7 protein-coding genes are annotated in these 12,091 nt (G+C 56.3%); 5 read left to right on the top strand and 2 right to left on the bottom strand.

Features of this window, described 5'->3' with window-relative positions:
• Nucleotides 1-7: 7 nt before the first annotated feature.
• Nucleotides 8-2,455, top strand: coding sequence for a glycogen phosphorylase (glgP, locus tag ACQG19_RS23155; RefSeq protein ID WP_222169117.1), 2,448 nt, complete (start codon nt 8-10; stop codon nt 2,453-2,455).
• 86 nt (nt 2,456-2,541) lie between these two features.
• Here glgP and glpD read toward each other — a convergent pair whose 3' ends face one another.
• The gene (gene glpD, locus ACQG19_RS23150; protein ID WP_222169118.1) at nt 2,542-4,050 is read right to left on the bottom strand and encodes a glycerol-3-phosphate dehydrogenase; all 1,509 of its coding nucleotides are present in this window, start codon (nt 4,048-4,050) and stop codon (nt 2,542-2,544) included.
• A gap of 306 nt (nt 4,051-4,356) precedes the next feature.
• Here glpD and glpE point away from each other — a divergent pair, with 306 nt between their 5' ends.
• The 3 genes from glpE to ACQG19_RS23135 are packed head-to-tail and all read left to right on the top strand — an operon-like array spanning nt 4,357 to nt 6,342.
• On the top strand, nt 4,357-4,689 hold the full coding sequence (gene glpE / locus ACQG19_RS23145) for a thiosulfate sulfurtransferase GlpE (RefSeq protein ID WP_014833569.1): 333 nt from the start codon (nt 4,357-4,359) through the stop codon (nt 4,687-4,689).
• Nucleotides 4,690-4,736: 47 nt separating this feature from the next.
• On the top strand, nt 4,737-5,567 hold the full coding sequence (gene glpG / locus ACQG19_RS23140) for a rhomboid family intramembrane serine protease GlpG (protein ID WP_246932330.1): 831 nt from the start codon (nt 4,737-4,739) through the stop codon (nt 5,565-5,567).
• A 16-nt stretch (nt 5,568-5,583) separates the two neighbouring features.
• Complete coding sequence (locus tag ACQG19_RS23135; RefSeq protein ID WP_013099103.1) at nt 5,584-6,342, top strand: DeoR/GlpR family transcriptional regulator; 759 nt, start codon at nt 5,584-5,586, stop codon at nt 6,340-6,342.
• A gap of 61 nt (nt 6,343-6,403) precedes the next feature.
• Here ACQG19_RS23135 and malT read toward each other — a convergent pair whose 3' ends face one another.
• Complete coding sequence (gene malT, locus ACQG19_RS23130; protein ID WP_222169119.1) at nt 6,404-9,109, bottom strand: HTH-type transcriptional regulator MalT; 2,706 nt, start codon at nt 9,107-9,109, stop codon at nt 6,404-6,406.
• A gap of 584 nt (nt 9,110-9,693) precedes the next feature.
• Between malT and malP the strand changes: the two genes are divergently transcribed.
• Entirely contained in the window at nt 9,694-12,087 is a 2,394-nt protein-coding gene (malP, locus tag ACQG19_RS23125; RefSeq protein WP_023619866.1) for a maltodextrin phosphorylase, read from the top strand.
• The last annotated feature ends 4 nt before the right edge of the window (nt 12,088-12,091 follow it).

The following is a 12,091-nucleotide window of genomic DNA, read 5'->3' as shown; positions in this document are numbered from 1 at the left end:
TACTGATATGAACGCTCCTTTTAGCTACTCTTCCCCCACGCTCAGCGTTGAGGCGTTGAAGCACTCTATCGCCTATAAGCTGATGTTTACCATCGGGAAAGATCCGGTCATCGCCAACAAACACGAGTGGCTCAACGCCACCCTGTTTGCGGTGCGTGACCGCATGGTTGAACGCTGGCTGCGCTCCAACCGCGCCCAGCTGTCGCAGGAAACACGTCAGGTTTACTACCTGTCGATGGAATTTTTGATTGGCCGCACCCTCTCTAACGCGCTGTTATCGCTCGGTATTTACGATGACGTTAAAACCGCGCTGGAAGAGATGGGGCTGGACTTAGAAGAGCTGATTGACGAAGAGAACGACCCGGGGCTCGGTAACGGTGGCCTGGGGCGACTTGCCGCCTGCTTCCTCGACTCGCTGGCGACGCTGGCCCTGCCGGGGCGTGGCTACGGCATTCGCTACGACTACGGGATGTTCAAGCAGAACATTGTGGACGGACGTCAGAAAGAGTCCCCGGACTACTGGCTGGAATACGGTAACCCGTGGGAGTTTAAACGTCACAATACGCGCTATAAGGTGCGGTTTGGCGGACGTATTCAGCAGGAAGGGAAAAAGTCCCGCTGGGTGGAAACCGAAGAGATCCTCGCTGTCGCCTATGACCAGATCATTCCCGGTTATGACACCGATGCGACCAATACGCTGCGTCTGTGGAACGCGCAGGCCAGTAGCGAGATTAACCTGGGTAAATTTAACCAGGGCGACTACTTCGCGGCGGTGGAAGATAAAAACCACTCCGAGAACGTCTCCCGCGTGCTCTACCCGGACGACTCGACCTATTCCGGGCGCGAGCTGCGCCTGCGTCAGGAGTATTTCCTCGTCTCCGCGACGATTCAGGATATCCTCAGCCGTCACTATCAGCTGCACAAGACCTACGCCAATCTGGCGGAAAAAACCGCCATTCACCTCAACGATACCCATCCGGTGCTGTCGATCCCGGAGCTGATGCGTCTGCTTATCGACGAGCATAAGTTCAGCTGGGACGACGCGTTTGAGGTGACCTGTCAGGTCTTCTCTTACACTAACCACACGCTGATGAGCGAAGCGCTGGAAACCTGGCCGGTGGATATGCTCGGCAAAATTTTGCCGCGCCACCTGCAGATCATCTTTGAAATTAATGACTACTTCCTCAAGACGCTGCAGGAGCAGTATCCGAACGATACCGGCCTGCTGAGCCGCGCTTCTATCATTGATGAATCGAACGGTCGTCGCGTACGCATGGCCTGGCTGGCGGTGGTCATCAGCCACAAGGTGAACGGGGTTTCAGAGCTGCACTCGAACCTGATGGTCCAGTCGCTGTTTGCGGACTTTGCGAAGATCTTCCCGACGCGTTTCTGCAACGTGACCAATGGCGTCACGCCGCGTCGCTGGCTGGCGCTGGCAAACCAGCCGCTTTCTGAGGTGCTGGATGAGCACATTGGCCGCACCTGGCGAACCGATCTCAGCCAGCTGAGCGAGCTTGAACAGCACATTGATTTTCCGGCGGTGAACAAAGCCGTACGAGAAGCCAAGCTGCTGAACAAGAAACGTCTGTCAGTCTGGCTGGCGTTGCATCTGAACGTGGTGGCGAACCCGAAAGCGCTGTTCGACGTACAGATCAAGCGTATTCATGAGTACAAGCGCCAGCTGATGAACGTGCTGCATGTGATCACCCACTATAACCGCATCAAGGCCGATCCGACGGCGGAGTGGGTGCCGCGTGTGAAGATCTTTGCCGGTAAGGCGGCGTCCGCTTACTACATGGCGAAGCACATCATTCACCTCATCAATGATGTGGCGAAGGTGGTCAACAACGATCCGGATATCGGCGACAAGCTGAAGGTGGTCTTTGTTCCTAACTACAGCGTCAGCCTGGCGCAGCTGATCATTCCGGCGGCCGATCTCTCTGAGCAGATCTCCACCGCCGGGACGGAAGCGTCCGGCACCAGTAACATGAAGTTTGCCCTTAACGGCGCGCTGACCATCGGCACGCTGGACGGGGCCAATGTCGAAATGCTGGAGCACGTGGGGGCGGAAAATATCTTTATCTTCGGGAATACCACGGAAGAGGTGGAGGCGCTGCGCAAGAAAGGCTACTCGCCGCGTGAGTATTACGAAGAGGATGAGGAGCTACGTCAGGTGCTGACGCAAATCGCCACCGGGGTGTTTAGCCCAGACGAGCCAGGGCGCTATCGGGACCTGGTGGATTCGCTGATTAACTTTGGCGACCACTATCAGGTGCTGGCGGATTACCGCAGCTACGTGGATTGCCAGGACAAGGTGGACGAGCTTTATCGTCAGCAGGAGAAGTGGACCTGCGTCGCGATGCATAACATCGCCAATATGGGGTATTTCTCGTCCGACAGGACCATTAAGGAGTATGCCGAGAATATCTGGCATATTGATCCGGTGCGGTTGTAAAAAGAAAGCCCGGTGGCGCTGCGCTTACCGGGCCTACGGGATCGAGTAGGCCGGGTAAGGCGGAGCCGCCACCCGGCTTTTTTACATCACGACGCCAACGACAGCTCACGCTTCCCCGCATGCTGCAGCAACCACTGCGCCACACGCGACTGCTGTTCGGCATTCAGCCACATACCCTCTTTGGTACGACGCCAGATGGCATCATCCAGACGGCGAACCCACTCATGTTCCACCAGATAGCGCAGTTCGGCTTCGTACAGCTCGTGACCAAAATGTTCGCCCAGGTCGGCAATCTCTTTCGCGTCACTCAGGATCAATTCCGTGTTGCTGCCGTAGGTACGGGCATAGTGGCGCGCCATGCCTTCCGTGATGAATGGATAGCGACGACGCAGCTTCGCGGCGTAATCATCGCGGTTGTCGCCGATATCACCGCCAGGCAGTACCGCGCCTTTGGTCCATGCCGGGCCAATGCCTTTGTAGTACGGCGCCAGTTTTTCCAGCGCGTGCTCGGCCAGCTTACGGTAGGTGGTGAGCTTGCCGCCAAACACGGAGAGCAGCGGTGCCTGACCCTCCACGTCGTGAATATCGAGCGTATAGTCACGGGTAATCGCCTGCGGTGAGTCAGATTCGTCATCGCACAGCGGACGCACGCCGGAGTAAGTCCAGACCACGTCATCGCGGGACAGCTGTTTCTTGAAGTGCGCGTTATACACCTTCAGCAGGTAGTTCACTTCGCTCTCGTCGATCTCGACGTTTTTCGGATCGCCTTTGTACTCCACGTCGGTGGTGCCGATGATGGAGAATTCGTCCATCCACGGGATCACAAACACAATGCGCTTGTCTTCGTTCTGCAGAATGTAGGCCTGCTTCTGGGTGTGCACGCGTGGTACCACAATGTGGCTGCCTTTGATCAGGCGGATACCGTACGGAGATGGCAGATGCATCCCCTCGTCGAAGAACTGTTTCACCCATGGGCCAGTGGCGTTCACCAGACCGCGCGCTTTCCAGCTGAACTTCTCGCCGGTATCCACGTCTTCCGCTTCGACGATCCACAGGCCGTTTTCACGGCGCGCAGCGGTGGCGCGGGTGCGGGTTTTCACTTCGCCGCCTTTCTTCTCAACCATCTGTGCGTTAGCCAGCACCAGACGCGCATCGTCCACCCAGCAGTCGGAATATTCGAAACCGCGCACGATTTCAGGCTTAAGGACCGATTCTGAGCCAAAACGCAAACCGTTTGAACCCGGCAGGCTGGTGCGTTTACCCAGATGATCGTACATAAACAGACCGATTCGAATCATCCACGCCGGACGCAGATGCGGGCGATGGGGCAGGCGGAAGCGCATCGGGATGGCCAGGTGCGGTGCCATCTTCAGCAGCACTTCACGTTCGGCCAGCGCTTCACTGACCAGACGGAATTCATAGTGTTCCAGGTAGCGCAGGCCACCGTGAATCAGTTTGGAGCTGGCGGACGACGTCGCGCAGGCGAGGTCGTTAGCTTCCAGCATCAGTACGGATAATCCGCGTCCTGCGGCGTCTGCCGCAATACCGGCACCGTTGATGCCACCGCCTATCACAATCAGATCTTTGGTTTCCATAACACCCTCACGCACTTTCGTTAAAGCTCAGAAATGTTCGATATCGCTCATAATAGCAAAGGAACGCGCTTTTGGTAACATCAAAAAAACAATTTAGAGTGATATGGATAACATAATGGCGTTTGCCCGCCGCCAGGACGTACACTACGGGGTAAAATAGTGCGACTAACTTTTCTCCGTCACCCCTCACCCTAACCCTCTCCCCGGAGGGGCGAGGGAATGGTTTGCTCCCTCTCCCTTTCAGGGAGAGGGCTGGGGTGAGGGTCAGCAAGCCGCATAAAATCTGAATAATCGAAAGAGAACACCATGGATCAGTTTGAATGTATTAACGTAGAAGAAGCCCACCAGAAGATGCACCAGGGAACGGCGGTGCTGGTGGATATCCGCGATCCGCAGAGTTTTGCGATGGGCCACACCCCGGGTGCGTTCCACCTCACCAACGATACGCTGGGCGCGTTTATGCGCGATAACGACTTCGATACGCCGGTGATGGTGATGTGCTATCACGGCAACAGCAGCAAAGGTGCGGCGCAGTACCTTATTCAGCAGGGCTATGATGCGGTCTACAGCGTCGACGGCGGTTTCGATGCCTGGCATCGTCATTTCCCGGCAGAAGTGGAATACGCTTTTGAGCGCTGATCCCGCTATACTGTCCCCTTTTGTGTGGAAATAAGCGACCGCCACCCATGTTGATGATCACCTCTTTTACCAATCCGCGCGTCGCCCAGGCGTTTGTCGACTATATGGCAACCCAGGGCATCATCCTGACCGTTCAGCAGCACACGAAAACCGATATCTGGCTGGCGGATGAAAGCCAGGCCGATCGCGTGAATGCTGAACTGGCCCGCTTTCTTGAAAATCCCGGCGACCCCCGCTATCTGGCCGCGAGCTGGCAGTCGGGGCAGACGGGGAGCGGACTGCACTATCGGCGCTTCCCCTTCCTTGCCACCATTCGCGAGCGCGCAGGTCCGTTTACGCTGCTACTGATGGCGGCCTGCATTATCGTCTTCATCATTATGAACGTGGTGGGCGACCAGAGCGTGATGATCGCGCTTGCGTGGCCGTACGACCCGTCTCTCGATTTTGACGTCTGGCGCTATTTCACCCACGCGCTGATGCACTTCTCGGTGATGCATATTCTCTTTAACCTGCTGTGGTGGTGGTATCTCGGTGGCGCGGTGGAGAAGCGTCTGGGCAGCGGCAAGCTGATTGTTATCACCCTTATCAGCGCCCTGCTGAGCGGCTATGTGCAGCATAAATTCAGCGGCCCGTGGTTCGGTGGTTTATCCGGCGTGGTGTATGCCCTGATGGGCTATGTCTGGCTCAGAGGCGAGCGCTACCCCGAAAGTGGCATCTATCTGCAGCGCGGATTGATAACCTTTGCGTTAATATGGCTAATTGCCGGATGGTTTGATCTGTTTGGTATGTCTATCGCCAATGGTGCACACGTCACCGGGCTTGCCGTCGGGCTGGCAATGGCGTTTGCCGACACGCTCCATGCGCGAAAACGAACATAATTCCCAGGGATATTTCATGAAACAAACACAACGTCATGACGCCATTATCGAACTGGTAAAAAAACAGGGATACGTCAGCACCGAAGAGCTGGTGGAACAGTTTGCCGTCAGCCCACAAACCATCCGCCGCGACCTGAACGATCTTGCCGATCAAAACCGTATTTTGCGCCATCACGGCGGGGCGGCGCTGCCGTCCAGTTCGGTTAACACCTCGTGGCATGACCGCAAAGCCACGCAGACGGCAGAGAAAGAGCGCATTGCCCGTAAAGTGGCGAGCCAAATCCCCAACGGGGCGACGCTGTTTATTGATATCGGCACCACGCCTGAAGCGGTCGCCCATGCGCTGCTGGATCACGAAAACCTGCGCATCGTGACCAACAACCTGAACGTGGCCAATACCCTGATGCAGAAAGATGATTTCCGCATCATCCTCGCCGGGGGCGAACTGCGCAGCCGCGACGGCGGCATCATTGGTGAAGCGACGCTCGATTTTATCTCTCAGTTCCGTCTCGACTTCGGCATTCTGGGGATCAGCGGCATCGACAGCGACGGCTCACTGCTGGAGTTTGATTATCACGAGGTGCGCACCAAGCGCGCGATCATTGAAAACTCACGTCACGTGATGCTGGTGGTGGACCACTCCAAATTTGGCCGTAACGCGATGGTCAACATGGGCAGCATCAGCATGGTAAATGCGGTTTATACCGATGTGATGCCACCGGCGGGCGTGATGCAGGTGATTAAAGATAATAATGTGCAGTTAGAGTTATGTTGAGACGCCTTTCTCCCTCTCCCTGTGGGAGAGGGCCGGGGTGAGGGCATCAGCCCGCACAAACCTACACCCCATACCCCATCATCTTCAACAACTGCTGCGCATGCTGCACCGCATCCTGACGGTGCGCCACGCCCAGCTTCTGATACAGATTGCGGATATGCGTTTTGATGGTGGTTGCCGCCACCGCCAGCTCACCGGCAATCTGCTCATTGCTGTAGCCTGAATAGATAAGCCCCAGCACCTGCCATTCGCGCTGCGTCAGCGGGCTGGTGCGAATAAGTTCAGGCACTTCCGGATGGTTCAGCAGGCGTTCAACGAAGTTCTCGTCGAAGTGGGCGAACTTGTGGCGATGGTGCTGGTTAATCTCGCGCAGGATGCGCTGGGCACGGTGCTGATCCAGCTCCGGCAGCGTGTTGAGCTGAATAAGCTGACGCAGCTGTTGAGCCATCACTTCGCCCTCAATCACAAAGTGACTGATAAACCCGGTACGGTTCGCCAGCTGCAACGCCTCCAGCAGCACGCGCTGGGCATCATTTTTACGCCCGGCCTGCCAGTAGAGCTGGTTAAGCAGCAGCAGGTTACGGTTGAGATCGCTCATCAGACGCAGGCTGCGGGCGTTCTCGTTCAGCTCTTCCAGCACAATCTCAGCCGGCTCAAACTCACCGAGCAGGATCTGCGCGCGGGCAATGTTTCGCCACTGACTTTGCAGGAAGTGGTTATTTGCAAATTCAGGTTTTGGCGTCTGGCGCAGCCAGTTGGCGGCGGATTTCTTATCACCCGTCATCTGCCAGTAAATCACCCGCACCTTATCGGCGTTCGAAACCCAGTCGCTGTGATACTGACCATTGCCGAGCAGGTTCTCCAGACGGTTCAGGTGGTTGCGGGCATTATCCAGATCCCCGCGCGCCAGCGAGCATTGCACCAGCAGGGCCAGGCACTGCAGTTGCTGCTGCGGCTGGAAGCCGGAAAGCACCTCTACGCCCTGACGGGCACAGCTCTCTGCTTCATCCAGGCGCGACCACGCCCACAGAAGCTGGGCGCGAATACGCAACAGGAACTCGTGCATTGGCAGCTGTTCAAGATGCTGTTCGCGAATCAGCTGGAACGCCTTTTCCTGATTCTCCCAGGCCGCCTGCAGGAATCCCTGAGCAAATAAAATTTCGCTTTGCTGGATCAGGCTCCACAGCGCGTAATGCCAGACATCATGACGGCGGGCCATCTGTTCGGTTTGTTGCATCAGCGACAGGGAGCGCGTCAGCTCACCCTTACAGTGCAGCACCTCGCCGTGTACCGACGTCACCACAATGCGGCTGTAGAAATTGGCCAGCGGCAGCTCATCCAGCGCGACCATTGCCAGCCGCTCTGCTTCTTCCGGATCGCCATCGTTGATTGCTACCTGGGCCCGCAAGGCGTTAAATTCGCCGTGCAGGGTGGTATCCATATCGCTTTCCATCTCCTGCTCGGCACGCGCCAGCAGGGTATTCACTTCGCTGTAGCGGTGCTGGCTCTGCATCAGCCAGGCCTGCAGCAGCACCAGACGCGGGTTCTCCAGCAGGCTCTCCCACGGCAGCGCTTTCAGCGACTCTTCCAGCAGCGTCAGTTCGCTGTGGTTAAACAACCCCCACGCGTGGTTGAGGAGGATATCGCGCAGCATACCGGCATCACCTGCGGCGAGCGCATGATGGATAGCCTCGCTCGGGAAGCCTTGCGCCATCCAGCTCTCAGCGGCAGCCCGGTGGATGTCCGGCAATTCAGTCGCCAGCTCCCACTGGCAACGCTGGCGCAGGAAACTGCCAAACAGCGGGTGATAGCTGAACCATTCACCGGGATCGTCCATCCGCGTCAGGAACAACCCCTGGCGTTCAATCTCTTCAAGCTGCAGCTGACCGTTTTCGCAGCCGGTGACGCGCACTATCAGCGCGTCGTTCATGGAACGCAGCAGGGAGCTCTTCAGCAGGAAATGGCGGGTCGAAGGATCGACGCTGTTCAGCACCTCATCCACCAGGTAATCAGAAAGATGGCTGGCGTTGATCCCCGCCAGGCGACGCGCGGACTGATGCGTCGGGCTGTTGTTTTGCCGGGCGGAGAGGGCAATCAGCTGCAGCGCTGTCGCCCAACCGGCGACATCGTCGCACAGGCGGCTGCTTTCAGCGGCCTCAATCGGTGAGTTCAGGCGGCAGTCAAAGAACTGTTTGGCTTCCTGATGGGTAAAGGCCAGCTGTTGGCTACCCACTTCCAGCAGTTGATCGCGCACGCGCAGGTTGGCAATGCCCAACTGCGGCAGGTTACGCGACAGCACCACCAGGGTCAGGTTTTCCGGCTGATGGCGCAGGAAGAAGCGCATGGACTCATGGATCACCGGGTTAGTGATCAGATGATAATCATCAATGACCACGTAAAGCGGGCGGTGCCACTCAGCCAGTTCAATAAACAGCTGAGAGAAAAGGGAGGACAGGCTGGCGTACTGGCGCTTTTGCACCATCACTTCGCTGGCCACGCAGTGCCCGTTGGTGGCCTGCTGAATGGCGGCAATCAGATAGCTGGCAAAACGTTCTTGCTGGTTATCGCCCTCATCAAGGGAGTACCAGCCAAGATCGCTTTTACCTGCGGCCCATTGCGAAATGAGCGTTGTTTTTCCATAACCTGCAGGGCTCGTAACCAGCGCCAGTCGGAAATTATGCGCGCCGGAAAGTTTAGCCAACAGACGCTCGCGGACCACTGTATGGTCAAGACGAACCGGGCGACTTAATTTAGACGGAATCAACATAGGTTTCACTTCACTGTGGGGAACGAGAGAATTTATTTTTTTTGCGCTTCGTAATTAATAGATATAAGGTCGGCCAGAAAGAGAACTATTGCAAGTTATGTCTGGTTTTGGTGGCTCTGAATTTGCACTCTGTCACAAAACATTCAGAGAGATGATGGAACTTTCTGGAAAGGGCTGTGATGCCGCGTCAATGCTGGCTTGTATGGCTGTGCTGCGGCTGCGCTGAAACTGGTTTCAGAAAGGTATAGTGACGTCAAATTTAATAAACGCGGGGTAAAGTTTAGTGAAATTAATAATCTTCTTCGTCTGACCCGGTTGCAGAAATATTATTCTACGTAAGTAATCATTTCAGCGCGTTTTAATTTCACCCGAAACTGCATTTCATTTTCCTGACACGCTTCCCGGTTATCTTTTTATCTTCCTGACACACTCCGACTATGCTCTCAGAGTGGCCTCGATCACACTTTTATGCTCATCCCCGCTACTCCTCCCTGCCTAATCCCCTGCGGGAGGAGGAAGAGGAGAAATGAGCCAGGCACACTAGCGCCAACTTGTGTTTTCTTTCTAAAGGATGCCGATCCCCTATGTCACAGCCTACCTTCAACAAAGCTCAATTCCAGGCTGCCCTGACGCGTCAGTGGCAGCGTTTTGGCCTTCATGCTGCAAACGAGATGACGCCTCACCAGTGGTGGCAGGCGGTGAGCGGTGCGCTCGCAGAGCAGCTGGATGCTCAACCTCTGGCAAAACCGGTAAAAGGTCAGCGCCACGTCAACTATATCTCGATGGAATTCCTGATCGGTCGTCTGACCGGCAACAACCTGCTGAACCTCGGCTGGTATCAGGAGGTTGGGGATGTGCTGAAAGAACATGACATTAACCTGACCGACCTGCTGGAAGAAGAGATTGACCCGGCGCTGGGCAACGGTGGTCTGGGACGTCTGGCGGCCTGTTTCCTCGATTCGATGGCAACGGTTGGGCAGTCGGCCATTGGTTACGGCCTGAACTATCAATACGGTCTGTTCCGTCAGTCATTTGCAGACGGGCATCAGATGGAAGCGCCGGACGACTGGCACCGTAACACCTACCCGTGGTTCCGCCACAACGCGCAGCTGGATGTGCAGGTGAACATTGGCGGCAAAGTATCAAAACAGGGTCTCTGGGAACCGGCATTTACGTTTATCGGCGAAGCCTGGGACCTGCCGGTGCTGGGTTACCGTAACGGCGTGGCGCAACCGCTGCGTCTGTGGCAGGCGAAGCATGCGCATCCGTTTAACCTGACCAAATTCAATGACGGCGATTTCCTGCGTGCTGAACAGCAGGGCATCGACGCCGAGAAGCTGACCAAAGTGCTCTACCCGAACGACAACCATCTGGCGGGCAAGAAACTGCGTCTGATGCAGCAGTACTTCCAGTGCGCCTGCTCCGTGGCGGATATTCTGCGTCGTCACCACCTGGCGGGCCGCAAGCTGGCACAGCTGCCTGACTTTGAAGTGATTCAACTTAACGACACTCACCCGACCATCGCTATTCCTGAACTGCTGCGTGTGCTGATCGACGAGCACCAGCTGAGCTGGGATGATGCCTGGGCGATCACCAGCCGCACCTTTGCTTACACCAACCACACCCTGATGCCAGAAGCGCTGGAGTGCTGGGACGAGAAGCTGGTGAAAACGCTGCTGCCGCGCCATATGCAGATCATCAACAAGATTAACGACCAGTTTAAAACGCTGGTGGATAAAACCTGGCCGGGCAACAAAGCGGTCTGGGCGAAGCTGGCCGTGGTGCATGACAAACAGGTGCGCATGGCAAATATGTGCGTGGTGAGCGGCTTTGCAGTGAACGGTGTGGCGGCGCTACACTCGGATCTGGTGGTGAAAGACCTGTTCCCGGAATATCACCAGCTGTGGCCGACCAAATTCCATAACGTGACCAACGGCATCACGCCGCGTCGCTGGATCAAGCAGTGCAACCCGCTGCTGGCCGGTCTGCTGGACAAAACGCTGAAGAAAGAGTGGGCCAACGATCTGGACCAGCTGATCAACCTGGAAAAATACGCGGACGACGCGAAGTTCCGCGAACAGTACCGCGCCATCAAGCGGGATAACAAAGTGCGTCTGGCGGCGTTTGTGAAAGCGCGTACCGGTATCGAGATTAACCCGAACGCCATTTTCGACATCCAGATTAAGCGTCTGCACGAATATAAACGTCAGCACCTGAACCTGCTGCATATCCTCGCGCTGTACAAAGAGATCCGCGAGAATCCGCAGGCTGACCGTGTGCCGCGCGTGTTCCTGTTCGGCGCGAAAGCGGCACCGGGCTACTACCTGGCGAAAAACATTATCCTCGCCATCAATAAAGTGGCGGAGGCTATCAACAACGATCCGAAAGTGGGCGACAAGCTGAAAGTGGTGTTCCTGCCGGACTACTGCGTCTCTGCCGCAGAGATGCTGATCCCGGCGGCGGATATCTCCGAGCAGATCTCGACCGCGGGTAAAGAAGCGTCCGGTACTGGCAACATGAAGCTGGCGCTGAACGGCGCGCTGACTGTTGGTACGCTAGACGGTGCGAACGTAGAGATTGCCGAGAAGGTTGGAGAAGAGAACATCTTTATCTTTGGTCATACCGTTGAAGAAGTGAAAGCCCTCAAGGCCAAAGGCTACGATCCGGTGAAATGGCGTAAGAAGGACAAAGTGCTGGATGCGGTGCTGAAAGAGCTGGAAAGCGGTAAATACAGCGATGGCGATAAGCACGCGTTTGACCAGATGCTGCACAGCATGGACAAACACGGTGGCGACCCGTATCTGGTGATGGCGGACTTCACGGCCTACGTGGAAGCGCAAAAACAGGTCGACGTGTTGTACCGTGACCAGGAAGCGTGGACCCGGGCGTGCATTCTGAACACCGCCCGCTGCGGAATGTTCAGCTCTGACCGTTCAATCCGGGATTATCAGACTCGTATCTGGCAGGCAAAACGCTAAGGAA

Origin of the sequence: Enterobacter cloacae complex sp. 277I4 (assembly GCF_050031465.1) — a bacterium.
GTDB lineage: Bacteria > Pseudomonadota > Gammaproteobacteria > Enterobacterales > Enterobacteriaceae > Enterobacter > Enterobacter cloacae.
This window is presented reverse-complemented; position numbering and strand designations above follow the sequence as displayed.